This window comes from Pseudoalteromonas sp. SR41-4, from assembly GCF_014163985.1.
In the GTDB taxonomy this organism is placed as follows: Bacteria; Pseudomonadota; Gammaproteobacteria; order Enterobacterales; family Alteromonadaceae; genus Pseudoalteromonas; species Pseudoalteromonas rhizosphaerae.
Genome location: NZ_JACJEI010000027.1, coordinates 38558 through 62443 on the forward strand (window position 1 = coordinate 38558; position 23886 = coordinate 62443).

24 protein-coding genes are annotated in these 23886 nt (G+C 40.8%); 15 read left to right on the plus strand and 9 right to left on the minus strand.

Features of this window, described 5'->3' with window-relative positions:
• Positions 1 to 2 precede the first annotated feature (2 nt).
• Both H5180_RS23650 and H5180_RS18155 read left to right on the plus strand, forming a co-directional pair.
• Positions 3 to 896: a GGDEF domain-containing protein gene (locus H5180_RS23650; protein WP_259398275.1), complete on the plus strand. Its 894-nt coding sequence runs from the start codon at positions 3 to 5 to the stop codon at positions 894 to 896.
• 199 nt (positions 897 to 1095) lie between these two features.
• Positions 1096 to 1680 carry a YqaA family protein gene (locus tag H5180_RS18155; protein ID WP_145237660.1) on the plus strand — a complete coding sequence of 195 codons (585 nt, stop codon included), beginning with the start codon at positions 1096 to 1098 and terminating at the stop codon, positions 1678 to 1680.
• Positions 1681 to 1709: 29 nt separating this feature from the next.
• Here the strand turns inward: H5180_RS18155 and H5180_RS18160 are convergent, their stop codons facing one another.
• The 6 genes from H5180_RS18160 to H5180_RS18185 form a co-directional block, all read right to left on the minus strand.
• A complete protein-coding gene (locus H5180_RS18160) occupies positions 1710 to 3686 on the minus strand; it encodes a phytase (protein WP_182758780.1) in 1977 nt (658 codons plus the stop codon).
• Between the two features lie 240 nt (positions 3687 to 3926).
• Entirely contained in the window at positions 3927 to 5093 is a 1167-nt protein-coding gene (locus H5180_RS18165) for a hypothetical protein (protein WP_145237652.1), read from the minus strand.
• 16 nt (positions 5094 to 5109) lie between these two features.
• Entirely contained in the window at positions 5110 to 5946 is an 837-nt protein-coding gene (locus tag H5180_RS18170) for a mechanosensitive ion channel family protein (RefSeq protein WP_182734488.1), read from the minus strand.
• Positions 5947 to 5981: 35 nt separating this feature from the next.
• On the minus strand, positions 5982 to 6689 hold the full coding sequence (locus tag H5180_RS18175; protein ID WP_182758781.1) for an LrgB family protein: 708 nt from the start codon (positions 6687 to 6689) through the stop codon (positions 5982 to 5984).
• Entirely contained in the window at positions 6682 to 7068 is a 387-nt protein-coding gene (locus H5180_RS18180) for a CidA/LrgA family protein (protein WP_145237642.1), read from the minus strand. The genes H5180_RS18175 and H5180_RS18180 overlap by 8 nt, the downstream gene beginning before the upstream one ends.
• Before the next feature lie 97 nt (positions 7069 to 7165).
• Positions 7166 to 7957 carry a crotonase/enoyl-CoA hydratase family protein gene (locus H5180_RS18185; RefSeq protein ID WP_182716997.1) on the minus strand — a complete coding sequence of 264 codons (792 nt, stop codon included), beginning with the start codon at positions 7955 to 7957 and terminating at the stop codon, positions 7166 to 7168.
• Positions 7958 to 8254: 297 nt separating this feature from the next.
• Here H5180_RS18185 and H5180_RS18190 point away from each other — a divergent pair, with 297 nt between their 5' ends.
• The 5 genes from H5180_RS18190 (at position 8255) to H5180_RS18210 (ending at position 14323) form a co-directional block, all read left to right on the plus strand.
• Positions 8255 to 9421 carry an efflux RND transporter periplasmic adaptor subunit gene (locus H5180_RS18190; RefSeq protein ID WP_182731872.1) on the plus strand — a complete coding sequence of 389 codons (1167 nt, stop codon included), beginning with the start codon at positions 8255 to 8257 and terminating at the stop codon, positions 9419 to 9421.
• A gap of 11 nt (positions 9422 to 9432) precedes the next feature.
• Positions 9433 to 12543: an efflux RND transporter permease subunit gene (locus H5180_RS18195; RefSeq protein ID WP_182758782.1), complete on the plus strand. Its 3111-nt coding sequence runs from the start codon at positions 9433 to 9435 to the stop codon at positions 12541 to 12543.
• Positions 12544 to 12656: 113 nt separating this feature from the next.
• Complete coding sequence (locus H5180_RS18200; RefSeq protein ID WP_145237630.1) at positions 12657 to 12977, plus strand: HI1450 family dsDNA-mimic protein; 321 nt, start codon at positions 12657 to 12659, stop codon at positions 12975 to 12977.
• A 61-nt stretch (positions 12978 to 13038) separates the two neighbouring features.
• A complete protein-coding gene (locus H5180_RS18205) occupies positions 13039 to 13854 on the plus strand; it encodes a DUF481 domain-containing protein (protein WP_145237626.1) in 816 nt (271 codons plus the stop codon).
• Between the two features lie 16 nt (positions 13855 to 13870).
• Positions 13871 to 14323, plus strand: a complete 453-nt coding sequence (locus H5180_RS18210; RefSeq protein WP_145237622.1) for a hypothetical protein — start codon at positions 13871 to 13873, stop codon at positions 14321 to 14323.
• 61 nt (positions 14324 to 14384) lie between these two features.
• Here the strand turns inward: H5180_RS18210 and H5180_RS18215 are convergent, their stop codons facing one another.
• Both H5180_RS18215 and ygfZ read right to left on the minus strand, forming a co-directional pair.
• A complete protein-coding gene (locus H5180_RS18215; RefSeq protein ID WP_145237619.1) occupies positions 14385 to 14870 on the minus strand; it encodes a peptidylprolyl isomerase in 486 nt (161 codons plus the stop codon).
• 12 nt (positions 14871 to 14882) lie between these two features.
• Positions 14883 to 15794, minus strand: coding sequence for a tRNA-modifying protein YgfZ (gene ygfZ, locus H5180_RS18220; protein ID WP_145237616.1), 912 nt, complete (start codon positions 15792 to 15794; stop codon positions 14883 to 14885).
• Positions 15795 to 15924: 130 nt separating this feature from the next.
• Here ygfZ and H5180_RS18225 point away from each other — a divergent pair, with 130 nt between their 5' ends.
• Together H5180_RS18225 and H5180_RS18230 are read left to right on the plus strand one after the other, a co-directional pair.
• Positions 15925 to 16176 carry a succinate dehydrogenase assembly factor 2 gene (locus H5180_RS18225; protein WP_054205400.1) on the plus strand — a complete coding sequence of 84 codons (252 nt, stop codon included), beginning with the start codon at positions 15925 to 15927 and terminating at the stop codon, positions 16174 to 16176.
• Between the two features lie 40 nt (positions 16177 to 16216).
• A complete protein-coding gene (locus H5180_RS18230) occupies positions 16217 to 16588 on the plus strand; it encodes a hypothetical protein (RefSeq protein WP_246175499.1) in 372 nt (123 codons plus the stop codon).
• Here the strand turns inward: H5180_RS18230 and nadB are convergent.
• Complete coding sequence (gene nadB / locus H5180_RS18235) at positions 16548 to 18173, minus strand: L-aspartate oxidase (protein WP_145237612.1); 1626 nt, start codon at positions 18171 to 18173, stop codon at positions 16548 to 16550. The two genes, H5180_RS18230 and nadB, sit on opposite strands and share 41 nt — an antisense overlap.
• Before the next feature lie 263 nt (positions 18174 to 18436).
• Between nadB and rpoE the strand changes: the two genes are divergently transcribed.
• From rpoE to lepB, 6 genes are all read left to right on the plus strand, one after another.
• Positions 18437 to 19018, plus strand: a complete 582-nt coding sequence (rpoE, locus tag H5180_RS18240; RefSeq protein ID WP_145237609.1) for an RNA polymerase sigma factor RpoE — start codon at positions 18437 to 18439, stop codon at positions 19016 to 19018.
• Between the two features lies 1 nt (position 19019).
• Complete coding sequence (locus H5180_RS18245; RefSeq protein ID WP_145237606.1) at positions 19020 to 19631, plus strand: sigma-E factor negative regulatory protein; 612 nt, start codon at positions 19020 to 19022, stop codon at positions 19629 to 19631.
• 4 nt (positions 19632 to 19635) lie between these two features.
• Positions 19636 to 20592: a MucB/RseB C-terminal domain-containing protein gene (locus tag H5180_RS18250; protein WP_145237603.1), complete on the plus strand. Its 957-nt coding sequence runs from the start codon at positions 19636 to 19638 to the stop codon at positions 20590 to 20592.
• A gap of 12 nt (positions 20593 to 20604) precedes the next feature.
• Positions 20605 to 21054 (plus strand): SoxR reducing system RseC family protein, encoded by a 450-nt coding sequence (locus tag H5180_RS18255; protein WP_182731875.1) that lies wholly within the window; start codon positions 20605 to 20607, stop codon positions 21052 to 21054.
• 69 nt (positions 21055 to 21123) lie between these two features.
• Entirely contained in the window at positions 21124 to 22911 is a 1788-nt protein-coding gene (lepA, locus tag H5180_RS18260) for a translation elongation factor 4 (RefSeq protein WP_182731876.1), read from the plus strand.
• A 39-nt stretch (positions 22912 to 22950) separates the two neighbouring features.
• Complete coding sequence (gene lepB / locus H5180_RS18265; RefSeq protein ID WP_182758783.1) at positions 22951 to 23886, plus strand: signal peptidase I; 936 nt, start codon at positions 22951 to 22953, stop codon at positions 23884 to 23886.

Genomic DNA, 23886 nt, shown 5'->3' on the forward strand with positions numbered 1-23886 from the left:
GTATGAAATACAGTGATAATAAACTTCAACAACAAACGGCAAAAAACACCTTACAACACGTGTTTTCAGCTGTATTTGTAGTTACTCTGTTTTTAATAGTTACCTCGTATATTTATTTCTATCCTGAATTAGATAACAGTATTTTTTTTAATGGTGTCCTTACCGACGCAATTAACCTATTAATTGTGGTGGCTATTTTTATCATTGTCCAAAGGGCCAACTTATCAGTTTTTGCTTATGTTAATTTAAGCATCGGTTTATTATTGTGGTCGGCGGGTTTAACCTTTGATCTACTTGATGAAGTGCTGATCCAGCCTTTGTTTATTGGTATTTATGTTGAGGATGTTTTACGTACTGCAGGCATGTTGTTTACTTGTTATGGTTTAAAGCTAACTATAGGCGATTTAACAAGTGTGCAGCAGCAGTTATCAAAAGAGCTGATCACTGATTACTTAACCCAAATAGCGAACCGCCAATTCTTTTATCAATATATGCAAAAAAATCAATCAGCCCCGTATACAATTTTGCTTATTGATATCGATTTTTTTAAAGTGATTAATGATCAGTTTGGTCACGATAGGGGGGATCAAGTACTGATCGAATTATCATCTTTATATGCCAAAGCTTTACCGAATAATAGTGTCTTTGCACGTTTAGGTGGTGAAGAGTTTGCAATATACCTGCCCGGTGATAACCGACCAAAAGCCTGCGATTTAAGTGAGCAATTACTATCACTTGCACATACCATTGAACTTGCTGCTAATCGAACGGTAAGTGTAAGTATTGGTGTGTCATTTAAGGCCCCAGAAGAAGCGTTTAATGAGGTAGTTAAACGTGCTGATCAAGCCTTGTACAAAGCGAAAAATAGCGGCCGTAGCCAATATTACATTGCTTAATCCCTAAGCGATTGATTACAGTAAAATTTACAATTTTAATTGGGGGTTTTTACACTATCAGTTAAATTTATTTGCCTGTTCCTGTTAAATTTTATTAAAAAATGCTTATAAAACAATGTACTTATTAATTATGCAAGGCTGGTATTGAGCTTGCAATATGCTTATAAATATAACTTATAAGCACTACCAAGGTGATACTATGGCTGTTATGCAGCGCTTAAAGCAAAAAACACGACAATTTATTGATTCAAAGCATATGTTAACCAGCATAACGGCGGCTTCATTTTTAGAGTCAACAATAGTTCCTATTCCTCTTGAAGCAGTATTGGTGCCGTTGATGCAAGCGCGGCGTGAAAAGCTTTGGCTGATAGCCTTAATGGCGACTTTAGGCTGTATTATTGGGGCCTTGTTTGGTTACGCGCTTGGCTATTACTTGTTTGATGCGGTTGGCGATTGGGTGATCAATACCTTTTCAAATCCAGAGCAGTTTGAACACGTAGAACAACAAATGCAGCAGCAAGGTTTTTGGTTTGTAATAATGTTGGGGATAGTGCCAATCCCTTTTCAAATAGCTATGCTCGCAGCGGGTGCGACCAAATATTCATTAATAATGTTTTTAATTGCGACGACTATTGCCCGTTCAATTCGGTATTTTGGTCTGGCGCTGGTGGTGTATTATGCTGGCAATCAAGCAGAGCGAATTATTACAAAACATAAAACCAAAGCAATGCTTGGTTTGACTGTTTTGGTGTTAGTTATTTGGTGGTTAACAACGGTAATATAGCCGCCAAGTGACGGCTATATTTGTTTAGTTTACTTAACATCGCCATGGATAAGTGAATGTACTTGGCGCCAATCCACCAGTTTAAAATTTTGTGGTTGCTGTGGCATACGATTGTAGCCATCTTGCACTATTAATACGCCAAGAGGGTAGCCAGGCAGCGGTTTAGCTGTAACGGTTAAGCCATCGGTTTCTGACACGCCATCAATACCGTTATTTAAGTTTGCAAGAATATTAAACTTACTGACAAACTCAAGGGTAGGGTGTTTTTCACCTTTATTTATGCGATACACGACATAACTATCGTCACCTTGGCTAGATACCACTAATAAGCGCTCGTCTTTACCATGATAAATCTCCATACCTTCTACATCATCAACTAGCATTTCATTCACGGATTGCAATAAAATAGGCGCTTGCTGTGAATCAGGCTCTGCTTGGATAAACCAAATACCAGCGTCTTCCTCACCGGCAAAAAGTTCCCCATTTTTATCGTCACTACTACAGCCTTCTGGTTGGCTAGGTAGATTAAATTCGCGCACCAGTTTGCCCGAGACTTGTTGCTGTTGGCTGGTTATTTTATATTGCTGATATAACCCTGATTTATCATTCACAAATACATAGTCACCTGATTTCGATGAATACATGCATAAGCCATAAATCTCACTCAAATTGGTAGCGACGCTACCTAAGTGGTGTACGCTGTTTTGTATGTCGACAGTGAACAAACTAATGCTATTTTCACTACGGTTACTGGCTGCAATTAGAGTGTGAGTTGGGTTGTTGATATTACTACTTTGACGAACGTCAACATTGTTAACTCTACCTACGTCAAGGCTTTGAATTTGCTCTCCAGCTAAGTTATAGATCATCAGTCCGCGACGTTTATCGGTGCCAATGATCAAGCTTTTAGCGGCGTCGGTTGGATGCACCCAGATGGCTGGATCGTCTGCGGCATCACCAAATGCTGCAACTGGTGTCGTTTGCACTTTTGCATACACATGTGCTGTTTTTGCAGTGGTGGTGTTGGTTTTTGTCGTACTGGTGATTGGGTCTAAAATTAACTGGCTGCTGCGGTACGCGCCACTTTCATCGTCATACATAATGGCTTGAGCAGTAGTGGCGTTATTATCAATTACCACAGAACCAATACTGAGATCTCCAGAGACACGCCACTTTTGTTGTATACCTTGCTCTGGATTATATCGGTATAGGGTGTTATTGCTGCTGCTAGTAAACCAGAGGCTGCCATCAGTGCTGGTGGTTAATGCGCCAATACCGCTGGCCAGTTCACCAAAGGGAGCAACCATGGTAAGAGGTTGTTTACTCGCTGAAGATTCTGCATTGGCGTTCATTTGCCAAATGCCAAGTTCTTCTTCACTGATAAATAATTGTTGGCTTACATCATTAACCGCACAACCCGCAGCTTCATTTACACCGGCAAATTCTCGGACCGCAATGTTAGTGGTTTGCTCTGTGGCAAAGTTATAAATTAAGGTTTCGCGCATTAAGCCGCGAACATCAGCAACAAAAGCAGAAATACTCCCCGTATTGTGATTGTTAAATAGGCAGACCGCTTCAGGTTTTGCTTGTGGTGCAACAATCGATGTGTGCTCCGTTAGCTGCCAGTTGCCGCTACTTTTAGTTAGGGTGAAAACGGCAACCAGATCACGTTCGTTATCAATACTGGTCACTAAAAAGCGATTATCGCCAATAGTACGCACTGACAGAGTTTCAAAGCTACCCGCGTTAAGTACTTCGCTATGTTGTTTATTTTGCTCTACTACAATTAAGCCTTGGCTTTCACTGGCTAGTAACCATGCATCATCAAAAAGCCAAGCAGCTTGCGATCCTTGAGCATTATTTTGTTGCCAAAATGGTGCGCTGTTAAGCTTTAGTGTAGTTTGGCTTGGTTGAGTGGAATTAACATCTTGGCTGCTGCAAGCGCCTAATGTTGCTGTGAGTGTTAATATGCTCAGTGCATAAGCAAGTGGTTTAAGTGTTGGCACGAGTAAAGTCCTAAGTTAGCCATGTATGCGATGCAAGCTAAATAACTTTTATGACAAAACCGTGACAAAAGAAAGACTTCTGCAGTGAGAGTAAAGCTATTTAGGTTTCCTTTCATTCAATGCTTTTTATTTTATCTGTCTGTTTTTATTGGTTTTAATTTTTAATTGTTAGTTTTAAAATGACCCATTAGGGCATCGCTTTCATGCTGAGCTGATGTGACCCTAAGCATGATATAGCGGTTATTTTTCTGTGATGGTGGTGTGTATTTCTGTTTTCATTTGCGCTAATGCTTGCAGCACGGAACGTTGCCAAATAGCTTTAAATGCCTTACTAAATAAATATAAGAAGAGCAAAGGCATGATAAATAATTTGATGATTAGTAACGACACTAAGTTTAAAAATTCAATAAATAAGCCCTCTAAAGAATTAGCCATATCTGTAATGCCAGTGGTAACGGTATCAACGACTTTGCTAATTAAATTGCCAGAATTACCTGCTAGTTGGTCGTTATAATCATGCAGCTGTTGTTGCAGTTGAGCTTTCTGTTGATATAACGCGGCGAACTGATTGTTGATAGATGCTTGTTGTTGCTTTAACTCGCGTTGTTTTTGCAGTAATTGTTTAGCCTCGGGAAGCTCTGTTAAGGTGAGTTTTTCGGCTAAACTGCGGGTCGTTTGAATGGCGTCAATTTGCTTATTTAATTGCTCAAGCTGCTGTTGGTTATCTGTAATAATTGCTTTTAATTGTTGTTGCTGAACGGCAATAAGTTCGAGTTCATCGAGAGTTGTTTGCTTGTCACTGTTAATTTTTGCGCTCAGTTGTGCTGATAGTGTGGAGGTTGCATTAGCCTGTACGCTAAGTGTGTCAACGGTCTTTTCAACATATTGATTTTGATAATTAATTTCTTCATCTAGAAAGGCTTGGCTGGCAAGCCCAGTTGCAAGTACTACAAATGGAATTAAAAACCGCACTAAAATCAGGCTAGCGAGTAACTTACCTTTAAGCTGTTTTAAATACCCAAAATAATCACAGACTAAATAACTAATGACGCTGGCGGTAAACAAGGTGCTAAAAAATACCCCTGATGAAATAGTAAATAAAATCCGCTGGATAAACAGTGAGCCTAATGATATGCGCATCGCATCGGCAATGTATTCGGCTAAATCGTTCACCGGATCAAGCAATTGTGCAGGCGCTATGCTGGCTATACCAATACCGACTTCAGCCGACTGCAATAAAGAAATAATGCCGTTAACACTGCGCGCAGAAGCATAAACTAATGATGACTGCACTAAGGTTTGGTCAAGAAAATCCATGACATAGCTGTTAAATTGCTCTGACCAGCAAAGTATAATAAGAATAATTAAAGCAATGTATTTAGCTGTACATACTGAACGGCTCCGCATTTTTATCCTTTAAAAATTAGCTATTTAGTTCATTTTTATTAATGGTAACAATTCGTTGTGGGAATGGAATTTCAATATCCGCACCTTGAATCGCACTATATACACCACCGTTTACGGCCAGCTTGGTTTCAATTATTTTCGTCGTCGGCACCCAGTAGCGGTAACTAATAGTTACTCCACTTTCAGCAAACCGTTCAATGCCAACTTGTGATAGCGGTTCATTTGCGACTAACTCATGGTCTTTCAATACGTTTTCTATAAGCTCTATAGCATGCTCAGCACTGGCATTATAGGCAATATCAATTTCACCTTTGACCAATGAATAATTAAATGAGTTATGCAGTATTTCGCCAACGATGTGTTTGTTAGGAATAGTAATTTCGACTTTTTCTTCATTGATCAAAATGGTGTAACCTAGCTCAATGGTTTTTACTTGGCCGCTGACATTTTTAACTTCAATCGTGTCACCAACGATAAAGGGGCGGGTGGCAATAATAGCCAAGCCTGCGCCATAATTTGATAACATCCCTTGCAATGCTAAACCAGCACCAAGAGAAGCTGCACCAATTGCAGCGACAAAAGGTGTGACACTTATGCCAATTTTACCTAGCGCAATAATAATGAACATAACGATAAACAATACTTTCACTACATTACTGACAAAATTAGTGAGAGTAATATCAATATTATTACGCGCCATTAAAGCGGCAATCATCTTAGATATTTTTTGTGCCACCCACAAACCAAAAATCAAGATCAACAATGCGCCAACTAATTGCATGCTGTACTTAACGAGGTACTCACTGATCATGGTGTAGTATTTTTCAACTTGTTGGATTTCTGTACTGATCATCTATTATCCATAAATAAAGTGGTTAAACTATTTCATCATAGCAGAGCTTGACTCAAAAAAGGATAAAGTAATGGTACGATTAAAGCGGTAAGTAATGCGCTCAGTGCCATTGCCACTGAAGCAAATGCACCAATACGCGGATGCTCAACAAGTGCGGCGGCGGTGCCTATTGCATGAAATGCAGTACCAATCGCAACGCCTTGTGCCTGATGGTTATAAATGCCCACCTGACGAAGAATAAGTAGCGCGAACAAAGCACCTAATAAGCCGATAAAAATCACCATCGCAGCTGCCAACGAAGCAATGCCTCCGAGTGAATCAGTCACTAATAGAGTAATGGGAGTAGTGACCGATAAAGCGGCAACAGATGCTGCTAATTGTGCAGGCACATTAAATGCGGCACTGAGTAAGGTTGCAACCACAGTGGCATTGACTATGCCCAAACTACAGCAGCCAACAATCAGCAGGAGATTTCTTCGTATATGCACAAATTGTTGATATAGCGGTAATGCAAGCGCAACAATGGCAGGCTCCAGTAAATAGCTTAATAACCGGCTATGGCTGGCAAATTGCGAGTAGGGCAGTGAAAAACTCACTAGTAATATGGCTATAAGCGTAATAGTGATAAAAACGGGATTAGTCAGCGCTTTTAATAAAGGATTGTTAATGGTTGTATTGAGCTTCCTTAATCCTAAAAACAGCGTGATAATTACAGGAATACTTAACCACCATAGATCAATCATGTTCAATCCTGCCTTTAAATACACTGATCACCGTTGCGATAAGCAGTAAGCTGGTCAATGGCACCAAAATGAAAACTGCACTGAGAAATTGCCATTGCAGGGCGATGATCTCAAGGTGTTCGATAAAACCAACTCCAGCAGGGATGAAAAAAAGCGGCATGACATTTAATAATGGCTTAGCACAGGGAGTTAAGTGATGCTCTTTAACTACGTTTGTTAAAAGTAACGTAAGTAGCATTAGCATCGCTAAGAGGGGGGCTGGAAAGCTGCCTTGCAGCCAGTGCATGATTATTTTTGCTATCGCCAAACAACCCAAAATCAAACAGCTGCTGAGTAAATAAGGGAAGATTTTTTTAAGCACTTGGGGTCGGGGATCCATTGATTATTTACTCACTACAGGTCGTATTATACTTCATCATATTTGCTTGTTGAAAACTATGCGACTTATTGCTTAGCGTTGATATTAAGTGAATTTGTTACCAACGTTTACTATTTTGATACTCAATGTTATCGGCGCCTTTGGCTTTTGCAATGGCCTTTTTTGTATTGCTGTTAATAAGCAGACGAATTTGGCTAATGGTTTCTTTTGCTAAAATTTGTCTTCTTGGAGTGTTAAAACTTTGTTGAGTAACGCGTTTTATTGCCGCTAAAGTATCCGGTGAGCGAGCTAATAAGGTATTGATCATTGCTAAACAGCGTTGTTTTGGATCCGCATTTACTTCGGTTATTAACCCTAATTGCAGCGCTTTATCAGCACTAATAGGATCTGCATGACTGGCAAGCCACATGGCATCGTCACGTTTTAGTAAGCTAGGTAGTACAACATTTGCACCCATATCAGGGCATAGTCCCCAGCGCGCTTCCATAATGGCTAATTTAGCATCTGGGTGCACAATCCGATAATCAGCCCCAAGAGCTATTTGCAGGCCACCACCAAAGCAATTACCTTGGACGACTGCGAATACCGGCACACTTAGTGATTGCCAACCCAGCACAACTTGCTGCGCTAAATTACAGTTACCCGGCAACCATTTAAATAGCAACTTGGCAATATTTATGGGACTTTTCATAACGGCAGCAACATCCAGTCCAGCACAAAAATGCTCACCATCACCTTGAATAACGACAGCGCGGATAGTCGGGTCTTTTTTAATTTTTTTAATAATACTTGTCAGCTGTTTGAACATGACAAAATTCAACGCATTTTGTTTATCTTTTCGGGATAATGTAACGAAGGCGATTGCCTGTTGTGTTTCAAAGTTAATCATGTCAACTCCTCTGACCTGTTTCAGTTTAGCTTACGAGTTAATTGAATTGATGTAAAGCGTGGCTTTTTTGAAAAACAAGCTGTTTTAGAGTCAGTTATTATTAACTTGAGATACAAATGATTACAAATTGGTCTATATTTTTAATCGAGTGGCTTGTTATATAATCAGCCAATAATAGCCTCTGAACGTAACTTGACGTTTAAGGATAATTTAAATACATACATAAAGGTAGTTGCGCAGCTACCAAGGAGATAAACCATGCTAAAAAGGTTCACGCCTAGCATTTTAGGAACTTACATGTCATTAGCGATCAAAGGGGTAGTTGGTACAACATTAATCGCTTTTTTAGCTGGTTGTTCAGATGATAACGCTACCAAACAAGTCGCTCCACCTCCCGCGGTTTCAGTATTTAATGTTGTTACCCAAGAGGTGGGGAATTATCGAGAGTTTGTTGCTCGCACGGAAGCTCATCAGGAAGTAAAAATTCGCGCTCGTGTTGAGGGGGAATTAATTGAACGTCATTTTGATGAAGGCTCATTTGTTGAAAAAGGACAGTTATTACTAAGAATTGACCCAAGTGAATACCAATCCTCTGTTGCTGAAATTGAAGCAGACTTAAAAAGTAAACTTGCTGGTGAAGATGGTGCGTCTCGTGATTTAAAACGCGGTAAAGAAGTTGCTGCACAAGGGTTTATTTCACAATCTGATTTAGATAAATTAACCACTAAATATGAGCAAGCCGCTGCTGCTGTTATTTCTGCAAAGGCCAGCCTTGAAAAAGCAAAATTAAATCTAAGTTACACCGAGATAAAAGCGCCGTTTGCAGGGCGTATCGGTAAGGTTAATTATGACGTAGGCAACATTGTTAGCCCTTCCTCAAATGAATTGGCGGAATTGACTGATGTGGATCCAATTTATGTTAATTTCCAGGTCGAAGAAGGCGATTACATTAGTTATCGTCAAAAACATCAAGATAGTGCTAATAACCCTCAAAATGTACCAATAGATTTATCCCTGCGTTTGCCAAATAACTCGGACTTAGGATCAAAAGGGCAGTTAGATTTTGCCGATACGAAAATTGATCGCAGTACTGGCACTGTTGAATTAAGAGCTACATTCGCTAATCCACAGAACATTATAATGCCAGGCTTATTTGTCACCTTAATTGTTGAAAGTAAAGATAAGCAACTGCAAGCACTTATTCCTCAAGCTGCAGTACAAGAAAATCAACAAGGTAAATTTGTATTAGTAGTGGGTGAAGATAATAAAGTTGCAACGCGTATTGTGCAATTAGGACGGCGTATCAATGCGATGTGGGTCGTTAAATCGGGTCTTGAAGAAGGTGAGCAAGTGATTGTTGAAGGTTTACAAAAAGTACGTCAAGGGGTCGAAGTTAAACCAGTCGAAAAAAAGGTCGATCACACCACAGGTACAATTTCTAGCCAACCAGACGCTGCAAACTAAAGGAAACGCACATGATAAGTAAAACGTTTATCGCGCGGCCTAAATTTGCCCTAGTCATTTCGATAGTGATTACGCTAGCGGGTTTGATTTCCATGGGTTTGCTGCCAGTTAATATGTATCCCGAGATTACTCCACCGCAAATACAGATCACCGCAGTTTACCCAGGTGCCAGTGCGCAAATAGTGGAAGAGTCAGTGGTCAGGCCCATTGAAGAGCAAGTCAATGGTGTCAAAGATATGATGTATATCGAGTCCAGCTCCAGTAATAATGGCACGGCTACGATTACGGTATACTTTAAGGTGGGCACGGATACTGATATTGCTCAAGTAAATGTGCAAAACCGTGTTGCCTTAGCTGAACCGGGGTTACCCAGCGAAGTAACCCGCCAAGGTGTATCGGTTAAGAAAAAATCCAGTTCAATGTTATTGGGTATTAACTTGTATTCTAGCCAAGCAAACATTGATGCCATTTTTTTAAGTAACTATGCAACAAACTACTTAACTGAACCGCTGGGCCGAATTAAAGGCGTGGCATCGGCTGAAGTTATGGGTGAGAAAACCTACTCAATGCGATTGTGGTTACGCCCAGATAAAATGGCGGCGTTAGGGCTGACAGTAGGCGAAGTTAGGGCGGCATTACAAGAGCAGAACACTATAGTTGCAGCTGGTAAGTTAGGTGCGGCACCGAGCTCACCAAGTCAGCAGTTTGAATATTCAATTCAGGCTAAAGGGCGTTTAAAAACTCCAGATGAATTTGGCCAAACAATTATTCGTGCTAATCAAGATGGTAACTTTGTACGTTTGACTGATATTGCTCGCATTGAACTTGGCTCAGCAGATTACAGCACTACAGCTAAGTTAAACCAGCAAGATACTGCTTTTATAGTTATTTACCAATTAACAGATGCCAATGCAACGCAAGTGGCAAGTGATGTTAAAGCCACCATGGTAGAGCTTGCTAAGCAATTACCAGATGGTGTTGAATACTCAATACCATACGATACGACAGAGTTTATCAATCGCTCAATCGAAGAAGTGATTGTTACATTATTTCAAGCTGTTGGCCTGGTTGTTTTAGTGGTGTTTTTGTTTTTACAAAATTGGCGCGCGACACTTATTCCAACTATTGCCATTCCAGTATCGTTGGTGGGCACGTTTGCTTTTATGATGGCTATGGGTTACTCAATTAACTTAATCACCTTATTTGGTTTAGTGCTAGCGATCGGTATTGTGGTAGATGATGCAATTATTGTAATTGAGAATGTTGAGCGGATCCTCAAAGAAGAAAAGCTGCCGATTAAAGAGGCTGTCACTAAAGCGATGGAGCAAGTAACCGGGCCTATAATTGCGACCACCCTAGTTTTATTAGCTGTATTTGTGCCAGTAGGCTTCATGCCAGGTATTACTGGGGAGCTTTATAAGCAGTTTTCTGTAACGATTTCGTTTGCGGTATTAATTTCGTCCGTTAACGCATTAACCCTAAGCCCAGCTTTATGTGCCTTATTGTTAACTGAAAAGTCAATGAAACCGATAAAATGGCTAGCGCCAGTTGAAAAAGGCATTGTTAAATCAACCTCCATCTATTCTAAAATTATCCACTTTATTCTAAAACGCTCAGCGAGAATGGCTATTTTTGCCTTAGTTATTTTTGTAGCGGCAGGTTGGCTTGCTAAAAGCGTTCCAACAGGCTTTGTCCCAGCCGAAGACCAAGGCTTTGTATTTGTAGATGTGCAATTACCAGATGCGGCGGCTTCGGGACGCACTGTTGATGTGATGCATAAAATAGGTGATATTATTAAACAAGAACCAGCTGCAACCGATTTTATTGCTGTATCCGGTTTTTCTTTGATTGGCGGGGCGGGTTCAAATAATGCTTTAGGTATTGTTATTTTAAAAGACTGGGAAGAACGCACTAGTACTGAACTTGGCTTAAAGTCAGTGATTGGTCGTTTGATGGGAAAAATGTGGGCTATGCCTGATGCGCAGATAATGGTATTTAACCCGCCGCCAATTCCTGGTTTGGGTAATAGCGCTGGTTTTGAGTTTCGTCTGCAAGACAGTGAAGGCCGAGATCCTATTGAGTTGGCACAAGTACTTAATGGGCTGGTATATGAAGCGAACCAACATCCAAGCTTGAGTAATGTGTACAGTACTTTTAGAGCAAATGTACCGCAGTACTTTTTAGAGATAGATCGCAATAAAGCTAAAGCTCAAGGGGTTGCATTAAGTGACATATTCTTAACGCTGCAAGCCCAGCTCGGTTCATTATATATTAACGATTTCAATCAGTTTAGCCGTACTTACAAAGTAATCATGCAAGCTGAGAGTGAGTTCCGTAAAAATCCCTCAGACTTGCAGCATTATTTTGTGCGTAACAATGAAGGCGACATGGTGCCATTAACGACACTTGCTAAACTTGAACCAATTCTTGGGCCAACAACCCTCAAGCACTTCAATTTATATCGTAGTGCGAGTATTAGTGGTCAAGCAGCTGCGGGGTTCTCAAGTGGTGATGCAATAGCTGCCATGGAAGAGCTAGCTAAGCAGTTACCTAATGGCTATGTATTTGAATGGGCAGGGCAATCTAAACAAGAAATTGAAGCTGGCAATATGGCACCGTTGCTATTTGCTTTGGCCGTTCTATTTGTTTACTTGTTCTTGGTTGCACAATATGAAAGTTGGACGATCCCTTTTTCAGTTATAGCAGCGATTCCACTGGCAATGTTTGGTGCAATGTTAGCGTTATACGTTTTGGGTATAGAAAATAATATTTATGCGCAAGTGGGGTTAGTACTGCTTATCGGTATGTCGACCAAAACTGCAATTTTGATTGTAGAATTTGCGATGGAAGAACGCCTTGCAGGTAAGAGTATTTTTGATGCGGCTCTTAGTGCAGCTAAAATGAGGTTTCGTGCGGTATTAATGACGGCTCTTTCATTTGTATTAGGTGTATTACCGTTAGTATTTGCAACTGGCGCTGGAGCGGGAAGCCGTGTATCGCTGGGTGTCACTGTGCTAGCCGGCATGTTAGCAGCGACTATATTGGGTACTTTGTTGGTGCCGTTATTTTATAGTTTGGTGCAGTCAATGCGCGAAAAAATAAAGGGTACAGCGACTTCGTAAGCGTAAAATAAGCTTTGTATAAAAAAAGTCAGGGAAACCTGGCTTTTTTTTGTCAAAAATTTGCTGAGGTTTGATACTATATCTGGCATTAGCATCATGAAAGGTTTATGGCAATGACAGGACCCCGTTTATACAGTGAAGAAGAAGTAACGCATCAAGCTTACGATATCTTTTTAGAGTTAGCCCCAGATAACCTTAGTGAGCAAGATGTTGATGATTTTAACCAGCATCGAGAAGAGCTTGGCTTTATTGAAGAAGGCGAGCCTGATGATCAATGGCAAGATTTTGTTGCATTAGAAATAGAGCCAGAATTATTTATTCAGGTGTTAGTGGGACTTGAATTCGATAATCAAGATATTCTATTTGCTAAAATTTTGATTAGCCGTGATAAAGATGCGCCGTTTTGTCATATATTATGGAAAGATAGCGAATAATCTAGATGCAGTATCTTAGTGAAAACAGCCTTGTTTTAAATATCAACACAGTGAGCGAACAGTGATTAGGATACTGCTGTTGTTGGGCTGCCTGCTTAGCTTTAAAGTCTGGGCAGTTGATCCTTTTGAAGACTTTCATGAGTATGGTCAACTCTCAGATGAAGAGATCCATAAAATCCATCAAGGCGAACTATTATACGGGGATACTGAATTTGGACTTATTGTTAGTCGCGGTAATACTAACTCGACCAGTTTTAAGTTCAAAGGTAACTTATATCAAGACCTTGATAAATGGCGTAATCAATTCAAAATAGATAGTTTATATAAACGTGATCGTAACGATGCTACTGGTAATGATGAAGTCTCGGCAAACCGTATATTTTTCTCTGCGCAGGGCAACTATAAAGTTGGGGTAAAAAACGCCTCATTCTTTATGTATGGTGATTATGAAGAAGATGAATTCAGTGGTCTTGAGTTTAAAAGTACGCTTGCGGCAGGTTATGGTAACCGTTTGTATCAAGGGGTAAAAAACCAAGTTGATTTTGATATAGGGCCTGGTTTATACCGCTCGGTGGCGCAAGATGATGCTGAGCTTGAAGATGAGCAAGACAAAACCAAAACCGGCTATTTATTACGTTTAGCACTGCAGTGGGAGCGTACGGTCTCGACTCGAACACGTTTCAATCAAGATTTAAGTATTGAGCAATCATTGTCAGGATTAAACTCACGATTAAAGTCAGAAACATCATTGATCAGCCAAGTGATGGGTGCTATATCATTAAAGTTTACTTATTTATATCGTTATAATTCTAAGCCGGAAGACGACAAGTTAAAGTTTGATTCAGAACTAAGTGCGACATTAGTTTATAGTTTTTAATATTTTAGAGAGTGTTATGTATCAGCATAAGCAATTTGCACTGTTCATTTTTGTTATTCTAAGCTGGATTGCCAGCTTTGTTGGTTTAGCTTGGTATTTAATTGGTGCCGATATGCCGTTAATGGTATTTGCAGCGATTTTAGTGCTGGTGGGTTTTTTGTTCCATGGTTTAACCATTAAAGTTGATGACAGCCAAATTAGCTGGGGTTTTGGTCCTGGTGTGTTTGGTGATAAGTTGCAGCTAGTGGATATTATTGAAGCTAAAGCAGTAGAAAATTCTTTTCGTCATGGTATTGGCTTACGTATTACCCATGATGGTTGGGTATACACAGTGTCAGGATTTAGCGCAGTACAGCTAACTTTAAAAGATGGTAGCCAATATCGCTTGGGAACTAACGACCAAGATGGTTTACTGGCAGCGTTGGCGGGTAAGATAAGCGAGCCAATAGCAGAGCCGACACTCGTTTGATTAAATTATAGATATAAAAAAAGCGCAGTAGCGCTTTTTTTATTGTCGGTTTAAGTCGATATTAGTGATCGTGACCACAGCCGCCATCACCATGAACATGGCCATGCTCTAGTTCGTCTGCTGTTGCATCACGCACTTCAAGTATTTCTACATCAAAGTTTAAAGTGATGCCAGCGAGTGGGTTATTACCATCAACAATTACATCTTCTTCTTGAATATCAATGATCATTACAGATTGATCGCCGTCATCTGTTGAGGCACGAAATTGCATACCAACTTCAATTTCCATACCTTCAAACATCGACTTTGGTACTGCTTGCATCAGATCATCATGGCGTTCGCCATAACCTTGCTCTGGTGGCACAGTAACACTGAGTGTGTCGCCCGCTTTTTTACCTTGTAGGGCATCTTCTAGGCCTTGAATTAAGTAACCGGTACCAACGATAAAGATTAGTGGCTCACCATCAAATGAGTTATCGATAGAGTTTTTGTCATTATCCATGACTGAATAATGCATTTTTACCACTTTATTTGTTGCAACGATCATAGTCACTCCTATTTATTCGTCTTCGAGAGAGTAGGGTAGAGGAAGGATTGATAGCTCTACCGTTGGGGCATGTTTTGCACGCAGTAACTGACTAGGTTCACTGTCGTTTGGCAACACAACAAGGCCAAATAAGGTTTTACTTTGTTGATTGTAGGCTTGGCTTATTAATTTGCCAGCACGACGCCAGTTTTCACCCATTTGGGTTTCAAGCTCTGGCTCTGCTAATTCTCCATCGCTGTGCCCTGATACGATATACATAGCGCGTTTATTTTTACCAAGGTATTTCATGCGGGCAACGGTTTCTTGGCCTGTGTAACAGCCTTTACGAAAGCTTACTCCACCGATTGCTTGCAGGTTAACCATTTGTGGTACGTATTCACCGAGTGCCGCTTCATTGAGCTCAGGCTCACCCGCTAAAATACTATGTTGGTGCCACAGCGCGTCGTTTTCAAGGGCGATAACCTCATCAGGCAGTGAAAATTCATCATTAACCATCAGTAAAATGCGGTTTTTTGCTAATTTTAGTGCTTTACCATGACTAAAATCGCAAGCGCTATCTTGCTCATTAAAATGAATGTTCAACGCATTTAAGGTTGCAGCTAGATCATCACCGATTAAACCAATTAACTTGCTGGTAGCAGCTTGTATTTCAACTTTTGAAAACACCGCATACTTTTTTAATTCCGTTAAAGATTGAGTGGTTTCAACCGCTGATGCTGCTAAATAGTAACTATCCTGATAAGCAAATAACTTTGCTACACTCCATAATTTACCTTTGGCATTACAGTGCCCAGCCCATAAGAAGTTGGTTTGGTTGAGCTTATTAATATCTTGGGTAATTTGGCCATGAAGGTAGGCGAGTTTATCAACACCGCTAATGCGGATCAGCTGATGTGATAAAGGGCATGCGTGTACTGTTGACATAAAAACCTGCTTTACAATAAATGTAGGCGCGTATAATACCGTAGTTAGCGCTGCTGGTATAGATGCATAAATAGCTGTTTATTCAGGTGCAATTTGTTAAACTGCTAAGCAACTTAGTACGAGGTAAAAAATGACTGAAATTCACAATAAAGCGCGTATCCGCTGGGCTTGTCGCCGCGGCATGTTAGAACTAGATGTGTTATTTATGCCATTTGTAGATGAGGCATTTGATTCGTTATCTGTACAGCAGCAAGCTGTTCTTCAACGTTTGCTAGAAGCGGATGATCCCGATCTATTTGCGTGGTTTATGGGCCATCAAGAATGTAAAGATCCTGAGCTTAAACAGATGGTACAACTGATTTTAGACCGAGTTCGTGTATAGGTTTAGGGTTACTAATAATGTTCCAGACCACAGGCCTTTTGTGGTCTACTTTAGCTTGTTCGCAGTGTGTTATAGCTTATTTTTAACTAGCATATTAGCGCAATTTATTTGTGTCGCCAGTAGTACTGTTTTTGGCTATGTGAGTTGGCACTGGTATAAAAAATCCCATCCTCAGCAAGGCGTTTTTATATTAGATTCTACGCAATGTCGTTTTGAAAATAATACGCTAAAAATAAATGGCCATATCAGTAACAAAAGCCGTGTTTATCAAAGCAGTGTTTGGTTATATATTAATGGCTTTGCAAGCTCCCACTGGCTGATTATTAATGCCAGCGGGGTTGATGAACTGAGTTTTGTGCGCTTGAAACGTCTTACTTTGGCTGCTCGTCATGAGCAAGCGGAGTTAAAATAGTGGGCGTTGGATTATCATTTAACTGTGGGTAGTCAATCGTATAATGCAAGCCTCTGCTTTCTTTTCGCTCCATTGCACTGCGAATTATAAGCTCTGCTACTTGTACTAAATTACGCAGTTCAAGCAAGTTATTCGAAACGCGGAAGTTTGCATAATAATCACGAATTTCTTGCTGTAGTAATTCAACTCGGTGTAACGCACGTTCTAGGCGTTTAGTTGAACGCACAATGCCAACATAGTCCCACATAAATAGTCTTAGTTCATGCCAATTATGGGTGATCACCACTTCTTCATCTGAGTTAGTTACGCGGCTTTCATCCCACATCGGCAGCACTTTTAATGCTGGACTATGTTGTATTTTTGCTAAAATATCTTTTGCTGCGGCGTGCGCGAACACAATGCACTCTAGTAATGAATTACTGGCCATGCGATTAGCGCCATGTAGCCCCGTATAAGCGACTTCGCCTACCGCATATAAGTTATCTAGATCGGTCTTGCCGTTAAAGTCAGTCATTACTCCACCACAGGTATAATGTGCCGCAGGAACCACTGGAATTGGATCTTTAGTGATATCGAGCCCGACACTCAAGCATTTTGCATAAATGGTCGGGAAATGCTCAATAATAAAGTCTTTATCTTTATGACTGATATCTAAATACACACAGTTAGCACCTAGGCGCTTCATCTCAAAATCGATAGCGCGGGCAACAATATCGCGTGGTGCGAGCTCTTCACGCTCGTCAAAGTCTTTCATGAATCGTGTGCCGTCAGGGCGCTTTAAATAAGCACCTTCACCGCGCATCGCTTCGGTGATCAGAAAGTTTTGTAGCTCTGGGTGATATAAACTGGTCGGGTGGAATTGGTTAAATTCCATATTAGCTACTCTACAACCTGCCCGCCAAGCCATGGCGATACCATCACCACTGGATACATCAGGGTTGGATGTGTAAAGGTATACTTTACTGGCACCACCGGTTGCTAAGGCTACAAACTTAGCTGAAATTGTTTCGACTTTCTTTGCCGCTCGGTTCCACATATATACGCCATGGATATGTTTACCGTTTTGGCCTAATTTTTTATCACCAATTAAATCTATTGCGTTGTATTGTTCTAATAAGGTGATTTCTGGGTGCGCTTGTACTTGGCTTATTAGCGTTGTTTGCACTGCTCGGCCGGTAGCATCTGCAGCGTGCAAAATTCGACGATGGCTATGGCCGCCTTCACGGGTTAAATGAAAGCGCTCTTTGCCTTTGCTATCAAACTCCATATCAAAAGGCACGCCTTGCTCGATTAGCCATTGCAAGCAATCATGGGCATTACTAGCGGTGTATTGCACGGCGGCTTTGTCACATAAACCACCACCGGCATCTAAGGTGTCTTGTACGTGAGATTCAATGCTGTCATTCTTTTTATCAAACACGGCAGCAATGCCGCCTTGTGCATAAAGTGTGGAACCTTCCGTCAATTCACCTTTACTGATCACGGTAACTTTACAGTGATTAGCTAAAGATAATGCTAATGAGAGGCCAGCTGCGCCGCTGCCAATAATAGCGACATCCGTGATATGGTGTTTATTTTGGTTCATGTCCGTGGTCTTTGCGGTTACAATGCCCAGATACTAATGTATAAACAGTAATGAGCAAATAATAATATTATGATAGGCGTATATGTATCATATTTGGCGCGACACTATTAGTGATTTTCAACTTTCGCCAACATATTTATATGCTATTTTATAAAAAAATAATATTAAACAGAACTTTTCATTCATGCAGCAGTCAGAGTATTTGTAAACAATGGCAGGATATGAATGACAAGCAATAATCAGACAGAGGAGTACCGGCTCGAATGAGCGAGCAGGATTTGGATTTAGCGCTAGTAAAAAGGGTCCAGCAGGGCGATAAAAATGCCTTCAATCTTTTAGTAAAGAAGTATCAGAACAAAATAGCCGGTTTGATTTCACGTTATGTATCAAATCAAGGCGATATTGCTGATGTTGCTCAAGAAGCTTTTATTAAAGCATACCGCGCACTTCCAAACTTTAGAGGGGACAGTGCCTTTTATACTTGGTTATACCGTATCGCCGTTAATTGTGCTAAAAATTACTTAGTGGCTCAGGGCCGCAAACCGCCAGCAAATGATATAGATGCTGACGATGCAGAGTTTTATGAAGGGTCTGATGCAATGCGTTCAAATGCATCCCCTGAAAACTTGCTACTAAGCGAAGAAGTTCGCGCAGTGATTTTTAACACCATTGATAGTTTGCCTGAAGATCTTAAAACCGCGATCACTCTACGAGAAATCGAAGGGATGAGCTATGAAGAAATAGCCGTGGTGATGGATTGCCCAGTCGGGACGGTGCGTTCGCGTATTTTCCGTGCCCGTGAAGCAATAGATAACAAATTAAACCCATTAATAGGCGAGTCTTAATATGACAAAAGCACACGTTAACAAGTTGGATAATCAGCATCTATCCGCATTACTTGACGGCGAACAATCATTAACTGATGAGGTTATTGCCCAGCAAGATGCGGCAACCTTAGGACGTTATGCGCTAATAGGTGACGTAATGCGTGCTGAGTCAGAAGATGCTTTCGTCTTTGATATAAGCGATAGTGTTGCGCAAGCGCTGGAAAGTGAACCAGTTTATGCTGATTTCACACAATCTGCGTCACAACCTGCACCATTGGCTGCCACGGGCACCGATAACGTAGTGGCGTTTAACTGGCGCAAACCAGTTGCACAACTTGCAATTGCAGCAAGTGTTGCCATGTTTGCAATTGTTGGTGTACAAACATTGCCACAAGGTGAAAACTCTCCTAGCAATGAAATTCCGATGTTACAAACAACACCAGTAACAGGAATGGCATCACCAGTTAGCTATTCGTCAGAACCCGCTTTACAAAATGCAGAGCAAGGTTTGCGTGAGTTACAGCAACAGCGTATTGGCGCGTTAGTATTAGAACATCAACGCCAAGCACGAGTTGCATATTCATTAGAAAAAGCTCACACTGAGGCGCAAGCCGAAGAGGAAAAAAACTAATTAAATGAAAGTAATTACTTTTATTTTGTCGTTGGTATTAATGGCTCCAGCCTTTGCTGACGACGAAAACCCCGCAAAAGAGCTTCTGCTCAAAATGGCTGACGCCGTTCATAATCGTAACTTTGACGCATCATTTGTGGTCGTCAAAGGGAAGACAATGGAACCATATCGTTGGTTGCATGCAAAACAAGGTAATACAGAACTCGAGCATTTGAGCTTACTCAATGGCGCAGGCCTTGAAATGGTTCGTATTGATGATCAAGTTACTTATTTTGAGCCACAGTCTGAACCTTATTCAATAGATACTGATTCTATAGCAGGCCCAATCCCAGAAGTGTTATTCAAAGATGTTGAGCGTTTAAGCCAACATTACGATTTTGTGCTCGGTGGTAAAGGCCGTATTGCAGGACGTGCTGCCCAGCTTGTGCGTATCGAATCAAAAGACGAATATAAGTTTAATTATTGGCTGTGGCTTGATGCAGAGTCATCGCTATTACTAAAATCTGCTTATGTTAATCATGCCGGTGAGATGTTAGAACAACTACAGTTAACTCATATTAGTGTAACCGAAGAGCCCGCTGCGTTATTACTTGAAATGCTAAATCGTAAGTTTCCAACGCCATTACCAGCAGCGGCAATTACTCAACAAGAAGCAAGTACAGAAAGTAATAATTGGCAAATAGGCTGGTTACCGGAGGGGTTTAGTTTGTTAAAATCAGACCGTCATAAGCTTGATTTGAACAATGAACTGACGGATTATTATTTATACTCAGATGGTTTTGTCGAAATTTCAGTGTTTGTACAAAGACCATTACCTGGTCGCAGGCCAAGCGGTGCATTGTCATCCGGTGCCACGACAGTATATGTGCATAATAGCGGTAGTTTTGATGTGTCAGTGGTGGGGAATATTCCAGCAATGACTGCAAAAGCAATTGCTGAATCGGTTGCAAGACCCTTGTAATATAAGCTGATAATGATAGAACAAACCCTTACAGTGGTGTCGATTCAAGGCGCCACTGCGCATTTAGAAGCCCAACAAAAGCAAGCCTGTGAAGGGTGCAACGGCCGTTGTGGTTCTCAAATATTTAGTAAGTTATTTGGCACTGCTAAAAAAACCTTCCCCTATCGCTTTGAAATCCCTGTTGTGGTTGGGCAAAAAGTAACCCTAGCACTGGATGATAGCCACATGGTAAAGCATGCTTTTGCAGTGTATATGTTGCCTTTGGTATTAAGTCTGGTATTTGCGTTAGTGGCTGCTGAGGTTTTTTCTGTGCCTGAATGGTTGCAAATCATTGCCGCTATAGGTGGTGGTTTTACTGGCTTTGGCATTGCTAAAAGCCGAGTGAAAAGCCTAAAGCATGATGTTAAAGTAATAAAAATTCACCCAATTAGCCTCCCTTTAACTCAAATAGATGGTGATTGAAGCCAATTAAATGTAAAATTGCGGCTTTATACACTCAGTCCATTAAAATAGAAGTTTAGAATCCAGTTTATGAAGCATATCCGTAATTTTTCGATCATCGCCCATATTGACCACGGTAAATCGACCCTTTCAGATCGTTTGATCCAAGTTTGTGGTGGTTTAACAGACCGCGAAATGCAAAAGCAAGTATTGGATTCAATGGATATTGAGCGCGAGCGTGGTATCACCATTAAAGCGCAAAGTGTAACTCTAAATTATAAAGCCAACGACGGTGAAACTTACCAACTTAACTTTATCGACACCCCGGGACACGTTGACTTTACTTATGAAGTATCGCGCTCGCTGGCAGCGTGTGAAGGTGCATTATTAGTTGTTGATGCCGGTCAAGGTGTTGAAGCGCAAACTCTAGCGAATTGTTACACTGCCATCGAAATGAATTTAGAAGTAATTCCGGTATTAAACAAAATCGATTTACCACAAGCTGATCCACTTCGTGTAGCCGAAGAAATTGAAGATATTATTGGTATCGATGCCCTAGATGCCGTGCAATGTAGCGCTAAAACAGGTGTGGGTATTGCCGAAGTTCTTGAAATGATTGTTAAGGACGTACCGCCACCAGTGGGTGATAAAGACAAACCGCTACAGGCGCTTATCATTGACTCATGGTTTGACCCGTATCAAGGTGTTGTATCGCTGGTGCGTATTAAGCACGGTGAATTAAGAACGGGCGACAAGATAAAAATTATGTCGAACGAGCATATACACACTGCAGATCAGGTTGGTGTTTTTACACCAAAGCAAACCAACACCGGTATTTTAAGAACTGGTGAGGTAGGTTTTGTTATTGCGGGTATTAAAGAAATACATGGTGCGCCAGTAGGTGACACTATTACCCATCAAAAAAATGCAGCACCTGAGCGCTTACCGGGCTTTCAAAAAATTAAACCACAAGTTTATGCCGGTATGTTTCCAATTGCCTCGGATGAGTATGAATCTTTCCGTGATGCGCTTAATAAACTTAGCTTAAATGATGCGTCGTTGTTCTTCGAACCAGAAAATTCAACAGCACTTGGCTTTGGCTTTCGCTGTGGTTTCTTGGGCATGTTGCACATGGAAATCATTCAAGAGCGTTTAGAGCGTGAATATGATATTGACTTAATTACCACCGCACCAACGGTAATTTATGAAGTTGTAACTAAAGAGGGTACGATTCAGATTGATAACCCATCTGATTTACCTGCTGTAAACGATATTTTAGAAATTCGTGAGCCCGTTGTTGAAGCTAATATTCTTGTACCACAAGAGTACTTAGGTAGCGTTATTACGCTTTGTATTGAAAAGCGTGGTATGCAAACTAAGATGAACTATCACGGTAAGCAAGTCGCTGTTACTTATGAACTGCCAATGGCAGAAGTGGTGATGGACTTTTTCGATAAGTTAAAGTCAACCAGTCGTGGTTTTGCCTCGCTGGATTATAACTTTAAGCACTTTCAAACATCAGACATGGTGCGCGTTGATATATTAATCAATGGTGAGCGCGTTGATGCGCTTGCGATTATTGTTCACAGAGACAGCGCGCAATCGCGTGGTCGTCAATTAGCTGATGCGTTGAAAGAACTTATCCCTCGTCAAATGTTTGATATAGCAATTCAAGCGGCAATTGGCGCGCATGTTATTGCTCGTACCACTGTTAAGCAATTACGTAAAAACGTAATTGCGAAGTGTTATGGTGGCGACGTGAGTCGTAAGAAAAAGCTACTTCAAAAGCAAAAAGATGGTAAAAAACGTATGAAGCAACTAGGCAATGTTGAAGTGCCTCAAGAAGCATTTTTAGCGATTCTTAAAGTTGGTAAGTAAGTTTCTTAACCAAATTACGTAAGATAAAGGATTTAATGCATGGCAGGTTATTTTTCAATATTTTTAGTTTTGTTAACTCTAGGCTCAGGCTTAATTTGGTTAATTGACCATTTTATGTTTGCACCAAAAAGGCAGCAACGCTTAGATCTTGCGCAAAGCTCTGCTGGCGGCGAGCTTGATGAAGAAACTGCAGCATTAATTGCGCCAGAACCGACGATTACTGAAACGGCAAAATCAATTTTTCCGATGATTGCGGCTATTACGATTTTTAGATCGTTTATATTCGAGCCGTTTCAAATACCATCAGGTTCAATGATGCCGACACTATTAGTTGGCGATTTTATCTTAGTACAGAAATATTCGTATGGCGTGAAAGACCCTGTTTGGCGCACTCAATTAGTTGATGTCGCAGAGCCTGAACGTGGTGATATTGTGGTATTTAAATACCCATTAGACGAACGTATTGATTATATTAAACGTGCGATTGGTTTACCGGGTGATAAAATCGTTTACCGCGATAAGCGTTTATACATTCAGCCAAATTGCGAGCAAGGACAAACACAACAAGGTGACTTATTGTGTAATGAATTTAATAAAATTGATATGGAGATCATTAATCGCGATGAATTTAAGCAAGGCTCTATGGATTTAGTCCGGTTAGATGAAAATTTGACTACGCTAAAACATAATATTTTAATTAACCCTGAAGCGCTGGAAATGAAAGGGCGTTACTATCAACAACCGGGTACACGTTCTGATGAATGGGTAGTGCCGGCTGATCATTATTTTATGATGGGTGATAACCGCGATAACAGCCAAGATAGTCGCGTATGGGGCTTTGTGCCAAAAGAAAACTTGGTGGGTAAAGCTGTCTTTATATGGATGAGTTTTGAATTTGAGAATGGCCCAGATGACATTTTACCAGGCTGGGTTCCAACTGGTGTTCGTTTTGAACGCCTAGGTAATATTCAGTAA

Coding starts and splice junctions, on each gene's coding strand:
- H5180_RS23650 (WP_259398275.1), top strand. CDS start 3: ATGAAATACAGTGATAATAAACTTCAACAACAAACGGCAAAAAACACC.
- H5180_RS18155 (WP_145237660.1), top strand. CDS start 1,096: ATGGCTGTTATGCAGCGCTTAAAGCAAAAAACACGACAATTTATTGAT.
- H5180_RS18165 (WP_145237652.1), bottom strand. CDS start 5,093: ATGCGGAGCCGTTCAGTATGTACAGCTAAATACATTGCTTTAATTATT.
- H5180_RS18170 (WP_182734488.1), bottom strand. CDS start 5,946: ATGATCAGTACAGAAATCCAACAAGTTGAAAAATACTACACCATGATC.
- H5180_RS18175 (WP_182758781.1), bottom strand. CDS start 6,689: ATGATTGATCTATGGTGGTTAAGTATTCCTGTAATTATCACGCTGTTT.
- H5180_RS18180 (WP_145237642.1), bottom strand. CDS start 7,068: ATGGATCCCCGACCCCAAGTGCTTAAAAAAATCTTCCCTTATTTACTC.
- H5180_RS18185 (WP_182716997.1), bottom strand. CDS start 7,957: ATGATTAACTTTGAAACACAACAGGCAATCGCCTTCGTTACATTATCC.
- H5180_RS18190 (WP_182731872.1), top strand. CDS start 8,255: ATGTCATTAGCGATCAAAGGGGTAGTTGGTACAACATTAATCGCTTTT.
- H5180_RS18195 (WP_182758782.1), top strand. CDS start 9,433: ATGATAAGTAAAACGTTTATCGCGCGGCCTAAATTTGCCCTAGTCATT.
- H5180_RS18200 (WP_145237630.1), top strand. CDS start 12,657: ATGACAGGACCCCGTTTATACAGTGAAGAAGAAGTAACGCATCAAGCT.
- H5180_RS18210 (WP_145237622.1), top strand. CDS start 13,871: ATGTATCAGCATAAGCAATTTGCACTGTTCATTTTTGTTATTCTAAGC.
- H5180_RS18215 (WP_145237619.1), bottom strand. CDS start 14,870: ATGATCGTTGCAACAAATAAAGTGGTAAAAATGCATTATTCAGTCATG.
- ygfZ (WP_145237616.1), bottom strand. CDS start 15,794: ATGTCAACAGTACACGCATGCCCTTTATCACATCAGCTGATCCGCATT.
- H5180_RS18225 (WP_054205400.1), top strand. CDS start 15,925: ATGACTGAAATTCACAATAAAGCGCGTATCCGCTGGGCTTGTCGCCGC.
- nadB (WP_145237612.1), bottom strand. CDS start 18,173: ATGAACCAAAATAAACACCATATCACGGATGTCGCTATTATTGGCAGC.
- rpoE (WP_145237609.1), top strand. CDS start 18,437: ATGAGCGAGCAGGATTTGGATTTAGCGCTAGTAAAAAGGGTCCAGCAG.
- H5180_RS18245 (WP_145237606.1), top strand. CDS start 19,020: ATGACAAAAGCACACGTTAACAAGTTGGATAATCAGCATCTATCCGCA.
- H5180_RS18250 (WP_145237603.1), top strand. CDS start 19,636: ATGAAAGTAATTACTTTTATTTTGTCGTTGGTATTAATGGCTCCAGCC.
- H5180_RS18255 (WP_182731875.1), top strand. CDS start 20,605: ATGATAGAACAAACCCTTACAGTGGTGTCGATTCAAGGCGCCACTGCG.
- lepA (WP_182731876.1), top strand. CDS start 21,124: ATGAAGCATATCCGTAATTTTTCGATCATCGCCCATATTGACCACGGT.
- lepB (WP_182758783.1), top strand. CDS start 22,951: ATGGCAGGTTATTTTTCAATATTTTTAGTTTTGTTAACTCTAGGCTCA.